The 18,529-nt window shown below is 68.8% G+C and carries 18 protein-coding genes and 2 pseudogenes; 12 read left to right on the top strand and 8 right to left on the bottom strand.

What is annotated here, in order from left to right:
- The first annotated feature begins 29 nt into the window (after positions 1-29).
- A complete protein-coding gene (locus RHCRD62_RS21895; protein ID WP_050066858.1) occupies positions 30-1,511 on the top strand; it encodes an adenylate/guanylate cyclase domain-containing protein in 1,482 nt (493 codons plus the stop codon).
- 7 nt (positions 1,512-1,518) lie between these two features.
- Here the strand turns inward: RHCRD62_RS21895 and RHCRD62_RS21890 are convergent, their stop codons facing one another.
- Both RHCRD62_RS21890 and RHCRD62_RS21885 read right to left on the bottom strand, forming a co-directional pair.
- On the bottom strand, positions 1,519-2,199 hold the full coding sequence (locus RHCRD62_RS21890; protein WP_050066857.1) for a DUF8176 domain-containing protein: 681 nt from the start codon (positions 2,197-2,199) through the stop codon (positions 1,519-1,521).
- Positions 2,200-2,256: 57 nt separating this feature from the next.
- Entirely contained in the window at positions 2,257-3,429 is a 1,173-nt protein-coding gene (locus tag RHCRD62_RS21885; RefSeq protein ID WP_050066856.1) for a hypothetical protein, read from the bottom strand.
- Positions 3,430-3,866: 437 nt separating this feature from the next.
- Here RHCRD62_RS21885 and RHCRD62_RS21880 point away from each other — a divergent pair, with 437 nt between their 5' ends.
- Positions 3,867-4,271, top strand: coding sequence for a DUF5313 family protein (locus tag RHCRD62_RS21880; protein ID WP_050066855.1), 405 nt, complete (start codon positions 3,867-3,869; stop codon positions 4,269-4,271).
- Between the two features lie 44 nt (positions 4,272-4,315).
- Positions 4,316-4,795 (top strand): ribonuclease E activity regulator RraA, encoded by a 480-nt coding sequence (gene rraA, locus RHCRD62_RS21875; RefSeq protein WP_050066854.1) that lies wholly within the window; start codon positions 4,316-4,318, stop codon positions 4,793-4,795.
- A gap of 70 nt (positions 4,796-4,865) precedes the next feature.
- Here the strand turns inward: rraA and RHCRD62_RS21870 are convergent.
- From RHCRD62_RS21870 to RHCRD62_RS21860, 3 genes and pseudogenes are all read right to left on the bottom strand, one after another.
- A pseudogene (locus RHCRD62_RS21870) lies at positions 4,866-5,195 on the bottom strand (L,D-transpeptidase); the annotation flags it as partial.
- A 335-nt stretch (positions 5,196-5,530) separates the two neighbouring features.
- Positions 5,531-6,961, bottom strand: a complete 1,431-nt coding sequence (locus RHCRD62_RS21865) for an alkaline phosphatase PhoX (RefSeq protein WP_050066853.1) — start codon at positions 6,959-6,961, stop codon at positions 5,531-5,533.
- 178 nt (positions 6,962-7,139) lie between these two features.
- The gene (locus RHCRD62_RS21860) at positions 7,140-7,361 is read right to left on the bottom strand and encodes an RNA-binding S4 domain-containing protein (RefSeq protein WP_050066981.1); all 222 of its coding nucleotides are present in this window, start codon (positions 7,359-7,361) and stop codon (positions 7,140-7,142) included.
- A gap of 48 nt (positions 7,362-7,409) precedes the next feature.
- Here RHCRD62_RS21860 and lysX point away from each other — a divergent pair, with 48 nt between their 5' ends.
- The 4 genes from lysX to RHCRD62_RS21840 are packed head-to-tail and all read left to right on the top strand — an operon-like array spanning position 7,410 to position 12,965.
- Positions 7,410-10,763: a bifunctional lysylphosphatidylglycerol synthetase/lysine--tRNA ligase LysX gene (gene lysX, locus RHCRD62_RS21855; protein WP_050066852.1), complete on the top strand. Its 3,354-nt coding sequence runs from the start codon at positions 7,410-7,412 to the stop codon at positions 10,761-10,763.
- Positions 10,760-11,458, top strand: a complete 699-nt coding sequence (locus RHCRD62_RS21850) for a DUF998 domain-containing protein (protein WP_253277431.1) — start codon at positions 10,760-10,762, stop codon at positions 11,456-11,458. The genes lysX and RHCRD62_RS21850 overlap by 4 nt, the downstream gene beginning before the upstream one ends.
- Positions 11,455-12,330: an alpha/beta fold hydrolase gene (locus RHCRD62_RS21845; protein WP_253277430.1), complete on the top strand. Its 876-nt coding sequence runs from the start codon at positions 11,455-11,457 to the stop codon at positions 12,328-12,330. The genes RHCRD62_RS21850 and RHCRD62_RS21845 overlap by 4 nt, the downstream gene beginning before the upstream one ends.
- 29 nt (positions 12,331-12,359) lie before the next feature.
- The gene (locus RHCRD62_RS21840; RefSeq protein WP_050066850.1) at positions 12,360-12,965 is read left to right on the top strand and encodes a histidine phosphatase family protein; all 606 of its coding nucleotides are present in this window, start codon (positions 12,360-12,362) and stop codon (positions 12,963-12,965) included.
- A gap of 12 nt (positions 12,966-12,977) precedes the next feature.
- Here the strand turns inward: RHCRD62_RS21840 and RHCRD62_RS21835 are convergent, their stop codons facing one another.
- Positions 12,978-13,607: a TetR/AcrR family transcriptional regulator gene (locus RHCRD62_RS21835; protein WP_050066849.1), complete on the bottom strand. Its 630-nt coding sequence runs from the start codon at positions 13,605-13,607 to the stop codon at positions 12,978-12,980.
- Between the two features lie 78 nt (positions 13,608-13,685).
- Here RHCRD62_RS21835 and RHCRD62_RS21830 point away from each other — a divergent pair, with 78 nt between their 5' ends.
- Positions 13,686-14,903, top strand: coding sequence for an oxygenase MpaB family protein (locus tag RHCRD62_RS21830; protein ID WP_050066848.1), 1,218 nt, complete (start codon positions 13,686-13,688; stop codon positions 14,901-14,903).
- Positions 14,904-14,935: 32 nt separating this feature from the next.
- Here RHCRD62_RS21830 and RHCRD62_RS26760 read toward each other — a convergent pair.
- A pseudogene (locus RHCRD62_RS26760) lies at positions 14,936-14,992 on the bottom strand (three-helix bundle dimerization domain-containing protein); the annotation flags it as partial.
- A gap of 377 nt (positions 14,993-15,369) precedes the next feature.
- Here RHCRD62_RS26760 and RHCRD62_RS21820 point away from each other — a divergent pair.
- From RHCRD62_RS21820 to RHCRD62_RS21810, 4 genes are all read left to right on the top strand, one after another.
- Entirely contained in the window at positions 15,370-15,843 is a 474-nt protein-coding gene (locus RHCRD62_RS21820) for a DUF5994 family protein (RefSeq protein ID WP_253277429.1), read from the top strand.
- Positions 15,840-15,983 (top strand): hypothetical protein, encoded by a 144-nt coding sequence (locus tag RHCRD62_RS25970; RefSeq protein WP_157051023.1) that lies wholly within the window; start codon positions 15,840-15,842, stop codon positions 15,981-15,983. The genes RHCRD62_RS21820 and RHCRD62_RS25970 overlap by 4 nt, the downstream gene beginning before the upstream one ends.
- 15 nt (positions 15,984-15,998) lie before the next feature.
- The gene (locus RHCRD62_RS21815) at positions 15,999-16,958 is read left to right on the top strand and encodes a phosphatidylinositol mannoside acyltransferase (protein WP_084734429.1); all 960 of its coding nucleotides are present in this window, start codon (positions 15,999-16,001) and stop codon (positions 16,956-16,958) included.
- Positions 16,959-17,053: 95 nt separating this feature from the next.
- Positions 17,054-17,578, top strand: a complete 525-nt coding sequence (locus tag RHCRD62_RS21810; protein WP_050066846.1) for a DUF5994 family protein — start codon at positions 17,054-17,056, stop codon at positions 17,576-17,578.
- A gap of 63 nt (positions 17,579-17,641) precedes the next feature.
- On the opposite strand, the gene RHCRD62_RS21805 is transcribed toward RHCRD62_RS21810, so the two are convergent.
- Positions 17,642-18,508, bottom strand: coding sequence for a LysR family transcriptional regulator (locus RHCRD62_RS21805; protein WP_050066978.1), 867 nt, complete (start codon positions 18,506-18,508; stop codon positions 17,642-17,644).
- Positions 18,509-18,529 lie beyond the last annotated feature (21 nt).

The raw sequence follows: 18,529 nt of genomic DNA, 5'->3' as shown, positions 1-18,529 counted from the left end.
TCACGGAGCGCCGGGACTAGCCTGGGTTCATGGACCCGCCTACCACGCGGTACGTCCAACGCGACGGGAACGCGCTGGCCTATCAGGTGCTGGGCGACGGCCAACCCGAGGTCGTGTGGTACTTCGAGATCGGCCTGCATCCGGACCTGATGTGGACCGACCCCCACCTGCACTACCTGTTCGAGCGAACCGCCGACCGGGGACGTTCCGTCAACATGCTGCGACGCGGTTTCGGCCTGTCCGACCCCGTCGACCACGTCCCGGACATCGACGAACAGGCCGACGACGTGCTCGCCGTCATGGACGACGCCGGAATATCCACCGCGACACTGTCCGGAACCGGCAGCACCTGCGGACCGCTCGTTCTCGTCGCCGCGCGACACCCGGAACGGGTCGACGCCCTCGTCCTGAACCAGCCGATCGTCGAAGGGCTGGTTCAGCCGGACGGCGGCACCCCACCCGGCTGGGAGGGACACGACCCCGTGGCCTACGTCGCGGGATGGCGCGACGTCTATGCCCACTGGGGATCCGGACGGACCCTGGAGATGTGGGATCCGTCGGCCGATTCGCCCCTGAACCGGCGGCTGATGGGCCTGCTCGAACGATCCACTGCTACTCCCACGACCGCCCGTGCGCACCTCGAGTGGCTGCTGCGCATGAACTGCTGGGACGCACTCGACTCGATCCAGTGCCCCACCCGAGTCCTGCATCCAGGCGGATCACCTCGACCGCAGTCCGTCTGCGAGCGCATCACCGCCGCCATCCCGAACGCGACGATGTACGTCCTGCCCGAGGCGTCGCCTGGTGCCTCGCTCGCCGAGGCATGGTTACCGGTGCTCGAGCAGGTGGAGCAGATCGACAACCACGCCGCCACGATCGGCGACGTCGACCGGTTCCTCGGCTGCGTCCTGTTCACCGACGTCGTCGACTCCACGACGACACTGGCGGCATTGGGCGACCACGACTACCGGGACCTGCTGTCCGCTCACGAACGGGCCGTCCGGGACGCGGTCGAACGGCACGGCGGGCGCCTCGTGAACGTCTCGGGCGATGGAACGTTCAGCGTGTTCGACGGCGCCTCCGACGCTGTCCGTTGCGCCGACACCATCTGCCGGGACGGGAGGCGCCTCGGACTCGCGGTGCGCACCGGCGTGCACACCGGGCCCCTCGAACGCAGCGGACCCGACCTCACCGGCATGACCGTGCACGTCGGGGCACGCATCGGCGCCCTCGCCGGTCCCGGCGAAGTCCTGGTCTCGCGCGCCGTCCGTGATCTGACCGCCGGATCCGGTCTCCGGTACACCTCGCGCGGCTCCCACGTCCTCAAGGGCGTGCCCGGGCGATGGGCCCTGTTCACCCTGGCCGACACCACGCGAACGGTCGTCCCTCGCCACAGGCCCCGTCTGACCGCCGTCGACCGTGCGGTCCTCACCGCCGCACGCCGGACACCCCAGATCCTCCGGGCCGCCGTCCGGATGGCGTACGCCAGGCAACCGTCGAACAAGGCCTGACGAACGACTATCCTTCGCGACTCTTGATCGCGGTGATCCGCGTGCCGTCCGGTGTGGTCACGGTCATCACCGTCTGGGGGTAGTGCTCGACGGTGCCGTCCGGGCGACGTTCGAACACGTCCACCGAGTACGCCCCCTCGGTGGCCTTCCGGACCAGCACGCAGTGATTCGTGCCGACGGGGATCTGCCGAATGCCCTCGTCGAGTTGCTCCGCGGTGCCTACCCGGCCGTCCGGGGCGACGTGCTCCCGTGCCCGCCGACCGTCCCGAAGGACGTAGTAGGCCCGCTCGAAGCCCGCGATTGCTGCCGCGCCGGGGTCCTCGGACTCGGTCGTCGCCGGATCACCCGCGCCGAGACCCTCACACCAGGTGGTGTCCCCGACGGCGGGTGCGACCGGTTCGGCGGCGACCGAATCCGGTTCGGGATCAGACGAATTCAGGGCGAGACCCGCCGCCGCGAGTGCTCCCGCGACCACCAGTGCCGCAACCACGGCGATGACGCCTCCCCGCCGCCGACGACGCGTGGGCGGCGTCGGGGCATCCGAATTCGCTGTGCGCGCCACGGGAGTCCGGACCGGAGGGGACGCCGGACCGGCCTTCAGCCACTCCGGTTCTTCCACGTCGGTGCCACTCGCTTCCGTGGCCACCCACCTGTCGAACTCCTCCGGAGACAGCTCCGACCGGTCCATACCCTTCGACCTCCCACGACGCGCAATCGCCTGCGCGAGCGGAGTTTAGAGCACCCCTCAGACCAGTCCTGCCTGGACCGCACCGCTCGCCGCACCGGACTGCTGGACCTGCGGCTCGAAGATGTCCGCGGCGTCCGCACCGGACGCGTCGAGCCCCGCGACGAACTCCGCGCCGCCCGGCAGCGCGACAACGGCGGCGCGCGCCTGCTCGCCGGCCGCCGCGATCTGCGGGGGAACCCAGAAGGCGGCAGCACGGACCGCGCCCGCGACCTGCTGTCCACCCGGGATGGTCTCGATCTGCTCGAGTACGCCGCGCGTCGACGCCGTGACGGCGGCCTCGTCGACGGTCGGAGCCTGGCTCAGCTGCATCTCGATCGGCTCGGACAGCGTGTCGCCCGCACCGAACGCCATGCCGTGTGCAGCACCGACACCCGCGCCGACAGCGCCCGCGACGAGTGCGGTCGGAATTCCGGCCGCCGCAGCACCGATCGCGGCACCACCCGCGGTCGCGATGACAGGCGCACCGACGTGCCCGACGCCCGGCAGGAGGACTCCCGCCGCGGGCGCCAGTCCGACACCGAAGTTCCCGCCGAGGTATCCACCGACCACGCCACCGACAGCGGCGGCCGGAATCCCCACTGCGGCAGCTGTTCCGAGTCCGCCGAGTGCGGCACCTCCGATGGTGGCGGCACCGATGCGGTCGGCGCGGGACGCCTCGACGCCAGTCGACCTCCAGAAGGTGTTCACCTGCGCCTCGTACACAGCCGCGGAGTTGTTGGTCCGCTCGAGAACGGTGTCCGACATCCAGTTCGGCTGGTCCGCAACGTAATCGCCGATACGGAGGCGCTCCTCGGGTGCCTCGATCGGGGCGACGGGCTCCACCGCGACCGGCAGGTGCAGCTGAGACACGGCTGCGGGTGCGATCGGTGCGTCGTTCTCGTAGTACGTCGTCGGAGCGGTACGGGTGGGGACGTTGTCGTATTCGACTGGAGGCGCCACCCAGTACTCCTTCGGCTCCTCCACCGGTTCGGGTGCGGGAGCGGGAGCAGATTCGACGACGGGCACACCGGGCTGCAGATCGGGGGCGTCCTCGACGGTGACACCCGGCTGCTGCGCGGGCGCCGAATTCGCGACGCCGGCGCACACGATCGCCAACGCCACCGGCACCGCGCCTGCGACCGTGACTCGCTCGGCACGACGGCGATGCCGCCCCTTCGAAACAGCGTTCATGACAATCCCCTCCGGTGATCCGGTGCTGCGATCTCCGCTCGCGAAAGTCGTGCGGAGCGATGGCGTGGAACGGGAGGCGCACTGCCGATGCGTGGCCATGACGATATGACGGCGCCGTTCACTGTTTCCCCCCCCGGGACGGCGGACGCGCGGCGAACGCGCGACCACACAGTTTCGCTTCATCCGGGCCCCCTTCGGGTACGGCTCGGATGACTCCCTGCTGGGAGTGCTTGCTGGGGAATACTAGGTGCGGCCATCAGTGGCCGACAAGCCGAACGACCCGCCGGACAGACCGTTCGGTCTGCGTGAGATCTCCGTTTTCACCACTGTTTCCCCAGTTCAAATACTGCCCCCAACTCGAGTCGTGATCTCCATCACACCGAATGGGTGTGCGCCCCGCACGACACGTCCAGGGGTGCCGGAACTATCCTTGATTGATGTCCGACCAGCACAAACCCAGCGCCACGCAGTACCTCGGCTACCTGTTCGGCCGCACCCTGCCCGACTCCATACAGGAGTGGGTCCGCAACGACCTCGTCGGCCCCGGATCGTCGGTTCGATACGTCGTGCGTTTCACACTGCCGCTGATTCCGATCTTCGTCGCGTTCTATCTGCTCGTGCCCGGCGAGCGTTGGATTCCGCTGGCGATGATGGCGCTGCTGCTGCTGCCGGTGCTGTATTTCGCTGTGGCGCTGATGAACATCTACCGCAGGCATCGCCTGCTCGCGCACGGCCTCGACGCCGATCTGCTCAACGAGCGCGCCCAGCGGCGCGCCGCCCGGACGAGGGACGACTACGAGTCGCGTCACGGGCGCGGCGAACAGTCCGGTACCGGCCGGTAACAAGGAACTAGGCTGTGGATGATTCGCCAACGAAGGGACATCCCATGACCGAGCAGGTCGCCACCGCCGATCTGGCCGACGAGATCGGCCCCGACATCCGTAGCTGCGACACGCAGTTCCTCCAGTTCGGCGGGCGTGCAGTGTTTTCCGGCCGCATCACCACCATCAAGTGCTTCCAGGACAACCTGCTCGTCAAGCAGACGCTGAGTGAGCCCGGCAACGGTGGCGTCCTCGTCGTCGACGGCGACGCGAGCGTCCACACCGCCCTCGTCGGCGACATCATCGGCGGCCGCGGTGTCGACAACGGCTGGGCAGGCGTCATCGTCAACGGCGCGGTCCGCGACTCCGCGATCCTCCGCACCCTCGAGATCGGCATCAAGGCCCTCGGTACCAACCCCCGCAAGAGCACCCAGACCGGTTCGGGTGAGAAGAACGTCCCCGTCACCTTCGGCGGCGTGACGTTCAACCCCGGCGAGATGGTCTACAGCGACCACGACGGCGTCGTGGTCCGCGCGGAGGACTGACCCCCGCACCGCCGAGCGTGCACCTACCGTCGCCGTCACTCGCGACACCGCAGCGGTAGGTGCCCACTCGTCAGCCGACGATCGTGACCAGGTCTCCGACCTGCACGTTGTCGTAGAACCACCGCGCGTTCTCGGTACTCAGGTTGATGCAACCGTGGCTGACGTTCTCGTACCCCTGCGACTCCACCGACCACGGCGCCGCGTGCACGAAGATCCCGCCCCACGTGAGGCGCACCGCATACTCGGTCTCGATGCGATACCCCTCGGGCGCGTCGATCGGCACACCGTAGGTGGACGAATCCATCACCAGATACCGGAACTTCTCGAGCACTTCGAAAGTGCCCAGCGGCGTCTCGTACCCCGGTTTGCCCATCGACGCGGGCATGACGCGAACCTCACCTGCCGCGTCGACCGTGAACGTGTGGGCAGTGACGTCGCCGACCGCGGACGTCAGCTGAGCCGACGCGGACGGTACGGCGAATACCCACTGCAACAACAGAACCGCCGCCGCTGCCACCACCAGACGCATCCACGTGGACCGCACTCGATGTGAAGTTCTCATGGCCACACCGCCCTTCGAACTGACGTGACCGATCACTCCAGTGTGACACCGCAAGACGCCGTACAACAGTGCACATTCGGCCGCCCCCCAACCCTTCCCCCCCGACCGAGAGTGCACCCACCCGTCGCATCACCCGCGTGGGGCTCAGGCAGGTGCACTCGGCCCGTGTGGGGTCAGGAACCGAAGGACGAGCCGCCCGTGGCACGACGCCAGGGGCCGCGGATGGCGACGACGATGCCCGGCGTCTGGATGTTCGCGAACAACGTCCTGCCGTCGGCGCTGAACGCGGGGCCGGCGAACTCGCTGTCGTTCAGGTCGTTTCGAGCGATCACGAACGGATCGCCCTCCTCGCCGACACCGATGAGGTGGCTGACGCCCTCGCCGTCCTCGGCGAGGATCACACCGCCGTGCGGCGACACCGTGATGTTGTCGGGACCGTCGTAGTTGCCCGTGTCGACGGCCGGGTCCGGATTGACGCCGAACAGAGTCTTCAACTCGACGGTCTTCGTGGCGGGGTCGTAGAACCACACCTGGCCGTCGTGCTCGGCGACGCTGCCGTCGCTGGTGCGCGCGTAGCTGGCGACGAAGTACGCGCCGCCGTGGCCCCACCACTGGCCTTCGAGCTTGCGGCTGCGGGTGACCTGCTCGTTCGTGAACTGCTTGCGCACCGGCGTCGACTTGGCGTCGCGGTCGGGGACGTCGACCCACTCCACCGTGTAGCGGACGCCCGGCACGGTGGCCTGCGACAGGTCCGGCACGTGAACGCCGTCGGCGAAGCACTTCATGGCCTGCAGGCTGCCCGCGGTGTCACCGCCCGGAGACTTCGCCAGCGCGTGCAGCGCACCCGGGCCACCGACGAACCCCTGCGGCGGCGTCCACCGGTAGAACAGGCCGTTCGGGCCTGAGGCGTCCTCGGTGAGATAGATGGCGCTGGTCGCGGGATCGACGGCGACGGCTTCGTGGGCGTAGCGGCCCAGGAACTTCAGCGGGATCCCGCTCTTGCCGACGTTCGCGGCCTGGCTCGCGGGGTCGACCTCGAAGACGTAGCCGTGGTCGAGGGTGAAGCCCTTCGAGCCCGCCTTCGCCTCCGTCTCCTCGCAGGTGAGCCACGTGCCCCACGGCGTGATGCCGCCCGCGCAGTTGTTGACGGTGCCCGCGACGCTCACGTACTGGCCCTGACGTGCACCGTTCGGGCCGACCGTGGTGGTCGTGGTGCCGCCGCGGGCACCCGGGTCGTAGGTGATGCCGTCTACCACCGGGACACCGAACGGTTCGTCGCTGCCGACCTCGTGGTTGGTGACGATGACGGTGGTGGCGCCGCGGGCGAACACACCGTTGGCGTCGGGGTCACTCGGCACCGGGGAGCCGTCGTCGAGGAGGGTTTCACCCGACTTGGCGATGATGGAGTAGGAGAATCCGACAGGCAGCGCGAGGATTCCGGCGGGGTCCGGGACGAGCGGGCCGTACCCGAGCCCCAGTCCCGGCTGAGCTGCAGCGACCGCGGGACGGAACACGGTGTCGACGCTCCCCGCGAGTGCGACTCCGATACCGGCGAGGGCGGTTCGACCGATGAACGCGCGTCGGTTGAACGATGATGTGGTCACAGTGCAGATACCTCCGTGGGCTGAGGGAAGGACCGCACGGAGGTTAGGCAGCCTCCCCCGAGTGCACGTGACCGCTCGATGACCTGTCCGTGAACCGTGTGAGAACACTTGCATCGACCAACGGTCCAGCAAATATCCTGCACACCAAGGCTTTTCCGGTATCCGGCCCGTAGGCTCCCTACTCGCGCGCGACGCGGGCCCGCATTCCACCGATCTCCACGACATCGCCTTCGCGGAGCTGCCGACCGCGCCGCACTTCGACGTCGCCGTTGACGGTGACGTGGCCGTCGGCGATCACCTCTTTGCCTTCGGCGCCTGATTCGATGAGGTTGGCGAGCTTGAGGAACTGGCCGAGGCGGATGACTTCGTCACGAATGGGGACGTCTTCGGGGGCGGACATGCCCTCCATCATCCCGCACTGGACTCGGGGAGCCTTCACACTGGGTTCATGCCGCCGACCGTCACAGGTGAAGTGTCAGCTCCGTCGAAGCCGGGTCCCTCACGTGCGTTACGTCGCCCGGCCGCCTCACGCCTGTCGCAGGTACCGCACATCGCGGGCCTGATCATCGGCGTCTTCGCCGTGCTGGTGTTCCTGTGGAGCCTGTCGCCGGTGATCCGGTACCTGGTCCGCCCGGTCCGCGTGTACATCGACGACTACTACTTCGACGCGCCCGACACGAGCTTCGCGTGGGCACTCGTGCTCGGCCTGCTCGCCGCGGCTCTCGCCAGCCGCAAACGGATCGCGTGGTGGTTGCTGACGGTCTACCTGGCCCTGATCGGGTTGGCGAATCTCGCCGTCGCCATCGCCGACCGCGACGCCAATGCGGCCGTCGCGTGCGCGGTGCACGTCGCGGTGATCGCGCTCCTCGTCGCGGCCCGGCCGCAGTTCTACACCCGGGTGCGCCGCGGAGCCGTCTGGAAGGCGCTCGGCGTCCTGGTCGCCGGGCTGGCACTCGGCACACTCGTCGGGTGGGGCCTGGTGGAACTCTTCCCAGGATCCCTGCCGCAGGACGAGCGGTTCCTGTGGGCGCTGAACCGGGTGACGGCCCTCGCCGCCGTCGACAACGAGCAGTTCAGCGGCCGTCCGCACGGATTCGTCAACACCCTGCTCGGCCTGTTCGGTGCGCTCGCGCTGCTCGCGGCCGTCGTGGTGCTGTTCCGATCGCAGCGCTCGTCCAACGCGTTGACGGGCCACGACGAGTCCGCGCTTCGGGGCCTGCTGGCTCGGTCCGGCGGCGACGACTCGCTCGGCTATTTCGCGACCCGCCGCGACAAGGCTGTCGTCTTCGCGCCGTCGGGGAAGGCGGCCGTCACCTACCGCGTCGAGGTCGGAGTATGCCTGGCCAGCGGCGATCCGATCGGCGACGAGGAGGCGTGGCCGCACGCCATCGACGCCTGGCTCGACCTCGCCGCGAAATACGGGTGGACGCCCGCCGTCATGGGCGCGAGCGAAGCGGGAGCCACCGCCTACGACCGCGCCGGGCTGGTGGTGCTGCAGCTCGGTGACGAGGCGATCCTGCACACCCGCGATTTCGACCTCGCCGGACGCGACATGAGGCAGGTGCGGCAGGCCGTGAACCGTGTCCACAAGCAGGGGGTGACGGTGCGGATCCGGCGGCACCGCGACGTCCCGCCGGAGGACATGGCGCGGGTGGTCGCTCTGGCCGACGCCTGGCGCGACACCGAGACCGAACGCGGCTTCTCGATGGCGCTGGGACGGCTCGGCGATCCGGCCGACGGCGACTGCCTGCTCGTCGAAGCCCTCGGACCGGAGGGGGACGGCGGAACCCCGGGTGACGTCTTCGGCATCCTGTCGCTGGTCCCGTGGGGCGCGAACGGGGTGTCGCTGGATCTGATGCGCCGCAACCCGCAGTCACCGAACGGGACCGTGGAACTCATGGTCACCGAGCTCGCCACCCAGGGCGAACGGTTCGGCATCAACCGGATCTCGCTGAACTTCGCGGTGTTCCGGTCCGTGTTCGAGGAGGGCGCACGCATCGGCGCAGGCCCGGTACTGCGGATGTGGCGATCGCTGCTGGTGTTCGCGTCGAAGTGGTGGCAGTTGGAGGCGCTGTACCGGTCGAACGTGAAGTACAAGCCGGACTGGGCGCCGCGGTACCTGTGCTTCGCCGATCGACGGGTCCTGCCGAAGGTCGGCGTCGCGTCCGCGATCGCAGAGGGCTTCCTGACGCTGCCGAGCTTCCGGCGTGGTGACGCCGCGGCCCACACCGGCGTACACGAATCGGTGCCCATGTCGATCACAGAGGGACTGCACGCCGACGGCAGCGCCCCCGACGGCGTCGCACCGCTCGTCCCCCCGACCGAGGTGGTGCCTCCCGGGCCACGCAGGCCGGAGCAGGTCCGGGTGCGGATGGACAAACTCGCCCGCCTCGCCGACGAGGGCGTCGACGCGTACCCGGTGGCATACCCGCCGACGCACACCGTCGAAGCAGCGGGCGCGTCACCCGAAGGGACGCAGGTGCGGATCGCGGGACGTGTGCTGCGGATCCGCGCCTACGGCGGCGTCGCGTTCGCGGTGGTCCGCGACTGGTCCGGCGACCTCCAGGTGCTGTTCGACCGCGACATCGTCGGCGACCGCCTCGACGAGTTCACCGCCGACTTCGACCTCGGGGACCTCATCGAGGTGAGCGGGCGGATCGGACGCAGTCGCAAGGGCGAGCTGTCGCTGCTGGCGGCGGACTGGCGGATGAACGGCAAGTGCCTGCACCCGCTTCCCGACAAGTGGAAGGGCCTGTCCGACCCGGAAACCCGGGTGCGGCAACGCTATGTGGACCTCGCGATCAACCCGGCCGCGCGTGAGCTGCTGGTGGCGCGGACGGCGATCGTGCGGTCGTTGCGGGACACTCTGACGTCGCGGGCGTTCCTCGAGGTGGAGACGCCGATCCTGCAGCAGGTGCACGGCGGCGCGAACGCGGCCCCGTTCGTCACCCACATCAACGCCTACCACCTGGACCTGTACCTGCGGATCGCGCCGGAGCTGTACCTGAAACGGTTGTGCGTCGCGGGGATGGAGAGGGTGTTCGAGATCGGCCGCGTGTTCCGCAACGAGGGCGTCGACTTCAAGCACAACCCCGAGTTCACGATCCTCGAGGCGTACGAGGCGCACAGCGACTACGAGCGGATGATGGTGCTGTGCCGGGAACTGATCCAGGCGGCGGCGATCGCCGCGCACGGTCGCGAGATCATCCTGCGGCCCGGCCGGGACGGCGAGATGGTCGAGGTGGACATCTCCGGTGAGTGGCCGGTGAAGACGATGCACGGTGCAGTGTCGGAGAAGATCGGCGTCGACATCGGTCCGGACACACCACTTTCCGAGCTGCACAGCCTGTGCGACGCGCACGAGATCCCGTATCAGCCGGACTGGGACACCGGCGCCGTCGCGCAGGAGATGTACGAGCACCTCGTCGAGGACCACACGGAGTTCCCCACCTTCTACACGAACTTCCCGACGTCGATGTCGCCGCTGACCGGCAAGCACCCGACGATCGAGGGGGTCGCGGCGAAGTGGGATCTCGTCGCGTGGGGCATCGAATTGGGCACCGCCTACAGCGAACTCACCGATCCGATCGACCAGCGGCAGCGACTCACCGAGCAGTCGTTGCTCGCCGCGGGCGGTGACGAGGAGGCAATGGAACTCGACGAGGACTTCCTGCAGGCACTCGAACACGCCATGCCGCCGACCGGTGGCCTCGGGATGGGTGTGGACCGCATCGTCATGCTCATCACGGGCGGCAGCATCCGCGAAACCCTCGCCTTCCCACTGGCCAAGCCGAAGCAGTGATCACCGACGCGGCGCCCACACGCTCTTCGCGCCGAAGAGCGGGCGTCCTCGTCGCACTCCTCGCGATCGGCGCCGTCACGTACACGTCGTGGCTGCTCGAACTCGTCCTGCCGACCGGCCTGGACCCGGCGCGCGCCTACACCAGCGAACTGGCCGCACTCGATCAGCCGTACGGATTCCTTTTTCGCACAGCCGATCTCGTCACCGGAGCGGTCCTGCTCGTCGCGGCGATCCTCGCGTTGACACTGAGACGTCGCCTCCTGACGACCATCGGCTGGGCAGCACTGGGCGTGTTCGCCGTCGCCACCATGGCGGATTCACGGATGCCCCTGCACTGCGCGGCCCACGCCGGCGCGCGGTGCGCGGCACTGGAGGACGCGGGCGTCTACGACGACGCCCGTCTGCTGCACGAGACCACCAGCGCCTCCGCGGCGACGGCTGCGGCCGTGTCCGTGCTGGCGTTCCTCGTCGCCGCGTACCGCTACGGCTGGCCGCGATGGCTGCGCTGGTCGGTGGTCGGGATCGTCGCGACATACGTCGTCGGGACCGTGTGGACGCTGTGGGCCGTGGACGCCGACGGTCGCGGTGACGACTTCTGGCTGCTCGGCTACGCCCAGCGTCTGCAACTGCTCGCGGTGTCGGGATGGATCGCGTACCTCGCACTGGTCGCCGCCTGGCAGCGCAGGTCGACGTGACGACTCCGGGTCGGATGATTCGCGTCGACGGCCACGACCTGCACGTGGTGCTGACCGAATGCGCGATCCGGTCGGGTGCCGGTGAGGTGCCGGTCGTGCTGTGCGGCGGACTGGCGGGCAACTGGTTCGACTGGGATGCGCTCGCGGCCGTCCTGGCGCGGGACCGGACGGTGGTGCGGTTCGACCGGCCCGGCTTCGGGCTCAGCGCGCCCTCCGGGATGCCCCCGACCGCGCATGGCGAAGCCGATCGCATCGCCGCCGTCCTCGACGCCGTCGACCTGTCCGGTCCGGCGATCGTCGTCGGGCACTCGCTGGCGGGGTTCTACGTCGAGGCGTTCGCGCGCCTGCACCCGGATCGGACCGCGGCAGTGATGCTGCTCGACGCGAGCGTGAGCGGCGGCAGCATGGGGCTGATTCCCCGGCGGTGGCGCCTCGCTGCGGCAGGGACCGTGGCGGCGGCGGTCACCGCGACCGGCCTGCAGCGCCGGCTGGCCGTACCTGTGTGGCGTCTGCTCGACCACTCGGCGGATGCGGGCGATGCGAGGGTCGTCTGGGTGCGACGGATCTGGCGGTCGCCGTCCTATCTGGAAGCGGCGCTGGTGGAGAACGCGGTCTTCCCGGATGTGGCGCGTGAGGTGGTCGCGCTGCGCACGCGTACTACGTTGTCGGCGGCGGTGCTGGTGGTCGCCGCGCACACCGGACGCCCGACACCGTGGGGCGCCCTGTGGCTACGCAGTCAACGACGACTGGCATCGACGCTCCGAGCGCGGTTCGAGGTGCTCCGTCCGGCTCACCATGTGGCGATGGTCGATCAGCCCGATCGGCTCGCGGACCTGATTCGGACGGTTGCCGGTTCCGACCCGCGCCGATAGACGCCGGAGCCGTCTGTCATGGTGACTGGGTGCAACTGCTCCTGATCCGCCACGCGCTGCCCGAACGTCTCTTCACCGATGACGCGCCGGCCGACCCGGCGCTCACCGCCGAGGGCCACGCCCAGGCCGCACGACTGCCGGATGCCCTCGCCCCGTATCCGATGGCGCGGATCGTCAGCAGCCCGCAGTTGCGCGCCCGCCAGACCGCGGCCCCGCTCGCCGAGGCCCGCGGACTCGTCGTCGACGTGGACAAGGACCTCGCCGAGTACGACAGCGAACTCGCCCACTACATCCCCATCCACGAGGCGAAGACCGCGGCGCCCGAGGCCTACGCGCGCATCCTCGCCGGCCACCTCCCCGAGTTCGTCGACGCCGACGTGTTCCGGGCGCGTGTCCTGGACGCCATGGGTCGCGTCGTCGCCGACTCCGACCACGAGGACACCGTCGCCGTCTTCGCACACGGCGGCGTCATCAACATCTACCTGCAGCACCTGCTCGGCCTGGAGCGTCCGCTGACCTTCCCCATCGAGTACGCCTCGGTGTCACGGATTCTCTTCTCCCGCAACGGGAAGGCACGTCCGGCTTCCGTCAATGAGACCGGCCACGTGCGGGACCTGCTGACGCGACACCGCTGATCCGGCGTCCGCTCAGGGATTCACGGCGTCGGCGAAGGTCATGCACAGCCTTGTGCACAACTCGGCGAGCTCCTCGGGCGACTCGTCCTGCGTTTCGAGCCAGTTGTCGATGAGGTGGTTGACGCCGCCGGCGACGAAGCGTGCGTATCGTCGCGGATCGACACCTTCGGGTGCTCCGAAGCCAGGAATTCCGTTGCCGTACAGCAGGATCAGGTCGGCGACCATGTTCAGACTCTCGACCCGGCGGCGTTCGAGCCCGGGTACTCCGGCGAGATCGGTGCGCATGATGCGGTGCACGTTCGGGTCGGCGTCGATGGCGCACAGGAACGCCGTCAGTGCTGCGCGCAGCTTGTCCTCGAGTCCGCCGTCCGTCGTGCGGCTGGATTCGACGAGCGTGGCGAACAGTTCCGCTCGGACCTCGTCCGCGACGGCCACGATCAACGCGTCGCGGTTGGCGAACTGCTCGTAGAAGTAGCGGGGCTGCAGGCCGGACGCGCTGCACACCCCGCGGACGGTGACGTCGCCGAGTCCCGTTTCGCCCCAGGCCTGACGCCCCGCGTCGAGGAGTTTGCGGCGACGCTGCGCGCGGCGGTCGTCCGCGCTGACCCCGCCGTAGTCCCGCACCACATCTGCACGTGCCATTGACAGCACTCTACCGCCACCCTATTTTTTGGAGAACGCGTGTTGTCCAAAATTGGTGTCGATCGAAGGGCCCACCCGATGACGTCTGCACTCCCCGCCCGCCACCCGGACGGCCCCTGCACCGTGCCGGTCGGCATCCGGGCCTTCGGCCTGGCACTGGGCCTGCGCAAGCCGGACCCCGCGCAGTTCCGACGCCTCGGCGACTGCCTCACGGTCGGTGACGAACTCGCCGACCGACTGGTCGAGTGGATGTACACAGCGGGCATGAGCGCCAGCCGCCCCCTCTTCGAGCAGGCGCTCGCGGGCGGCATCGACTCCGTTGCGGACGCCCCCGAACCGCTGCGCGAGTTCTTCACCGAGGTCGAGACGGTCCCGGACTGGGTGGATCGGGACGCGCTCGACGTCGGCGCGAAGGTGATGCGCAGCGGCGGCGCAGACGGGTTGTACATCGCCCGCGACGTCGCACTGCTCGGCGGCTACATGTTCTCCGGCTTCAACCAGACCCTGCTGCGCACCGGCGCACTCGAGAAGGGCTCGAACGCCCGCTTCGCCGAAACGTCACAGTGGGCGCTCGACGTCATCACCGAGAACGGCCTCGCCCCGGGCGGAGTGGGCTACCGATCCACCGTCCGGGTCCGGATGATCCATGCCATGGTTCGGCGGCACGTCACGGCACTGCCCGACTGGGACTCCGACGCCTGGGGGCTGCCGATCAACCAGACCGACATGGCCGCCACCCTCGTCGGCGCCCTCATCGCACCGAGCGTCGGCGCGATCGCGATGGGAACCGTCCACCGGCCCACCGAATACGACGCCGTCGCGCACCTGACCCGGTACGTCGGCCGGCTCATGGGCGTGCGCGACGAGTTCCTCCCCACCAGCTTCCGCGACTCCGTCCGCGTGCTGCTCCACACGTCGTACGCGCTGTCGACGCCCGACGAAACAACGCAACAACTCTCGATCCCGATGATCGACGACCCGCTGTCCTGGAACTACGGCGCGTTCCCCACGCTGCGCCGCCGGATCGCGCGCTCCCAGCACCTGTCGATCACCAGCGCCTTCCTCGGACCGGGCGCGATGCGCACCCTCGGACTGCCGAGGTTCGTCCTCCCCTGGTATCCAGTGATCCGCTTCCCCGTCAACGCGGTCCGCTCCATCGCCACCCTCCGTGACGGTGGCCGGGACCGCGCGGCGGTGCGCGGCATGGCGCAGCAGCGAAAGTTCATGCGCACCATGATCGACGGCGACGCCACCATCGGGCACGCGGCGGCTGGGATCACCCACCACGCCGCGTGACGCGGACCCCGGGTCCAGCTCGCGGCGAGTTGCGACCTGATGCGGCGTTCGACGAGCAGGGGCACGAAGTCGCGGATTGGCCTGCCTGCGAACGTCCCTGGCGCGAGCGATCATGGCGTCGACCTCGTCGCCTGCGAGACCGGGGTAATCGCTCTTGAGCGATTCGAGAACCTCGCCCAGTGCGGCTGCCTCACCTTTGTCCACCATGCCGGACAGTCGAGCAGCGCCGAGTGAACCTGGAGTCAACGCATTCCATCCATCCCACGACTACGGGATCACCTGTCGTGCAAACTACAAACCCACATCGACTCGACCGCGCATGCAGGAGACGTCGGCCTGGGCGACGAGTTGCGTGAGGACTGTAGACTGGAGTCATCGGTCGCACCATGAGCTGGAATTGACTTTCTCCGGTCTGCGCCGGTTGGAAACAGATGGCCGATTCGCGGCCACCCAGAGGAGCGTCAACATGACGCCGTTCTCACTCCCGTCGCACTACGACATGGGACGACACACACCGACTCCTGACAACCGTCAGCCGTTCAGCCCCACTACCCGCACGACGCGTGTCCTGCTCAAGCCTCGTTCGGAGCACAACGCCGACGTGGACGGTGTCTGGTGGCCCTGGACCACCAACACCACAACCGAATTGCACTCTCTGGTCACGGCTCTGACGGATCGGCTCGGGCATGTGACTCGCATCGCCTTCGACTGGAACACGATCAGCAGGGGTCAACGACTCATCGACGACTCGGACGGCATAGTCGTGACCGGTCCGATCCCCGGTCAACCAACAGACGTCATGTTCGTGTACGGCGAGAGCGGAAGCATGCTGGCCCTCGTCGTCATCGCCTCGGGGACAGTCGCCGATCGCGGATACGACCTCATGCGACAGGTCATCGACACCGCCCATTCGACGGATCACAAGGGAGCCGAACTGTGAACGAAGGCCGGCCGACGGGGCTGTTCAGCCACCTCGACGACGAGGTCACCGCCACCGCCATCTCGATCGAGGACGACGAGCGGGTGAGTCGTCCGGTGTTCAGCGGGATCCCCGCCGACCACCAGCACGGCGACGGGTAAGCGGCAGGAACGATCGTGCACCCGAAGGAACGAGCGTGGGATCTCGGGTACGCGGCGGCGTGGCGGCTTGTGCGCACCCTGCCGCAACGGTGGGCCGGACGCCTCTTCGACATCGCGGCCGATCGTGCGGCGCGCAACGGCGGCCCGGATCAGCTGCGACGCAATCTGGCTCGGGTGGTTGACGCACCACCCTCCCGGGTGCCCGACAGCCTCGTGCATGCGAGTCTGCGTTCCTATGCGCGCTACTGGTGCGAAGCCTTCCGGCTGCCGTCGATGGATCCGGTGCAGCTCGCCGAGCAGGTCGAATCCTCGGCCACCGGCCTCAACCACGTTCACGAGGCGGTCGCGCACGGCAAGGGCGTGGTACTCGCGTTGACGCACAGCGGGAACTGGGATCTTGCGGGGTGCTGGCTGGCGCAACGGGTGGGCCCACCCATCGTGATCGCCGAACGGCTCAGGCCCGAGTCGCTGTTCCGGCGCTTCGTCCGGTTCCGCGAGGGTCTGGGATTCGAGATCATCCCTCTCACCGGCTCTGCGACACCGCCGTTCGAACAACTGGCGTCAAGGCTGCGGCAGGGAAGAGTCGTCGGGCTGCTCGCCGAACGCGACCTGTCGGGCACGGGGGTGCCGGTCACCTTCTTCGGAGAACCGACCCGCATCCCGGCCGGTCCGGCCAGACTGGCGATCGACACCGGCGCACCACTACTGCCGGTGCATTGCTGGTTCACACCCGACGGCTGGGGCTTCCACGTCGACCCGCCGATCGACGCCACCCGCGGACTGCTCGGCACGACACAGGCGTTGGCCGACCGATTCGCGGCCGGGATCGGCGCACACCCCGCCGACTGGCACATGCTGCAACCGTTGTGGCCGACCGACTTCACGGCCGCTCACCCCGCGAACCAGGCACTCCCACGAAACATCGGGGCGCCGCGGGGCGCCGGCTGGACACACCCCACCCTGCCCAAGGGATAGACTGGGTGTATCGGAGGCACTTCGTGCGCGGATCGAGTCGCGTCGTCACCGATTCGAATAGTCGGCCCTTCGCGGCCGAGTCAGGAGCGTCGATCATGACGCTGCATCACGCCCGACCCTACTTCACCCCGCCGCGCGCACGGCCCGGCCACACTCCGCGCCTGCGGCTCAAGTCGAAGGCACCCTCTTCGGGGGCAGTCGACGGAGCGTGGTGGCCCCGGACCCGAACCTTGACGCGTGAACTCCCAGGCCTGCTCGAAGTTCTGTCCATGAGACTCGGCCCTGTCCAGCGTGTGCTCTACAACGTGGACGAGTGGGCGCCGGCACCCACCCGCATCTTCGTTGCAGGGAGCGCCGTCCGCCTCGACGGCTACCCCTTCCAGCCGGTCGACACGATCTACGTCGCCGGTCCCCACAGAACGAAGATCGTGTTGCTGGTCGTGCCGCCTCGGACGGACCCGGATTCTGCGAACGACATCCTCACGGCTGCCGCAAGGACCGGCTCTCGGACATCGACCGCTGATCTCCTGACGGCAGGAGCACTCGGGGTCGCCGCACGAGCAGAAGGTGCCGCAGCACAGCAGCGGTGGGAGTCCGACGGCGGTGGCGGCAGCCGTTGACGCGCAACACAACTCGAGCCGAAAGTCTGCACTCCCACGGCAGAGGGCTGACCGTCCTGCACTTCACCGCCTCCGGCTGCGGGCCCGCAGCCGGTTCGCGTTGTCGAAGATAACGGCACGCAAAGCCGATTCCGGCTCGCTCAGCACGGTGCGCCGGGAAACGAGGACGAACTCGATGTCCCCGGCGTCGGGGAGACCCTGACCGCGGACCGGGTCGAGCCCCGGCGGAGGGAGGCTCTCGGCGTGCAGGACGACGCCTAGTCCCGCGAGTGCCGCGGCGCGCAGGCCGTTGAGGCTGTCGGTGGTGCACGCGACGCGGGCACCGCGGCCGCTGCGGCGCAGGACGTCCAGCGCCGCTTCCCTCGTCAGCGACGGCGGCGGATAGGTGACGAGCGGGATCGGACCGTCGGCGTCCAGCACGAAGCCCGGCGCGGCGTGAAAGGCCAGGCGGTCACGGAAGATGAGTTCGCCGTGCCGCTCCCCCGGCCGCCGCTTGCCGAACATCAGGTCGAGGGAGTTGTCGGCGAGACCCCGATGCAGGTCCTCGCTCAGGCCGACGGTCAACTCGAGGTCGACCCGCGGGTGACTGCGCCGGAACTCGCCGAGGATCTCCGGCAGCTCGTTGAGCACCAGATCCTCCGAAGCGCCGAACCGGAGCCTGCCGCTGACCGGCGAGCCCGCGAAGTACTGTTCGGCGGCGTCGTGCCGGTCGAGGATGTCCTGGGCGAAACCGACCATCGCCGACCCGTCCGCAGTCAGCTCCACGCCGTGGGTGTCACGAAGGAACAGTTGCCTGCCCGCGGCGAGTTCGAGTTTGGCGACGTGCTGACTGACCGTCGACTGCCGCACACCGAGCCTGCGCGCAGCGGCGGAGAAGCCCCCTTCCTGCTCGACGGCGAGGAAGCTACGCAGTTGTACCGGCTCGAACACCACTCCATCCAACCACGCCGA

It is taken from the genome of Rhodococcus sp. RD6.2 (assembly GCF_001040705.1).
Classification (GTDB): Bacteria; Actinomycetota; Actinomycetes; order Mycobacteriales; family Mycobacteriaceae; genus Rhodococcus_G.
The sequence above is the reverse complement of the archived record's forward strand: the minus strand, read 5'-3'. Positions and strand labels throughout refer to the sequence as shown.

Bases quoted from the DNA above. Each gene is read 5' to 3' on its own strand.
- lysX (WP_050066852.1), top strand. From the start codon at position 7,410: ATGCCGCCGACCGTCACAGGTGAAGTGTCAGCTCCGTCGAAGCCGGGT.
- RHCRD62_RS21860 (WP_050066981.1), bottom strand. From the start codon at position 7,361: ATGTCCGCCCCCGAAGACGTCCCCATTCGTGACGAAGTCATCCGCCTC.
- RHCRD62_RS21885 (WP_050066856.1), bottom strand. From the start codon at position 3,429: ATGAACGCTGTTTCGAAGGGGCGGCATCGCCGTCGTGCCGAGCGAGTC.
- rraA (WP_050066854.1), top strand. From the start codon at position 4,316: ATGACCGAGCAGGTCGCCACCGCCGATCTGGCCGACGAGATCGGCCCC.
- RHCRD62_RS21830 (WP_050066848.1), top strand. From the start codon at position 13,686: ATGACGTCTGCACTCCCCGCCCGCCACCCGGACGGCCCCTGCACCGTG.
- RHCRD62_RS21835 (WP_050066849.1), bottom strand. From the start codon at position 13,607: ATGGCACGTGCAGATGTGGTGCGGGACTACGGCGGGGTCAGCGCGGAC.
- RHCRD62_RS21820 (WP_253277429.1), top strand. From the start codon at position 15,370: ATGACGCCGTTCTCACTCCCGTCGCACTACGACATGGGACGACACACA.
- RHCRD62_RS21895 (WP_050066858.1), top strand. From the start codon at position 30: ATGGACCCGCCTACCACGCGGTACGTCCAACGCGACGGGAACGCGCTG.
- RHCRD62_RS21890 (WP_050066857.1), bottom strand. From the start codon at position 2,199: ATGGACCGGTCGGAGCTGTCTCCGGAGGAGTTCGACAGGTGGGTGGCC.
- RHCRD62_RS21880 (WP_050066855.1), top strand. From the start codon at position 3,867: ATGTCCGACCAGCACAAACCCAGCGCCACGCAGTACCTCGGCTACCTG.
- RHCRD62_RS21810 (WP_050066846.1), top strand. From the start codon at position 17,054: ATGACGCTGCATCACGCCCGACCCTACTTCACCCCGCCGCGCGCACGG.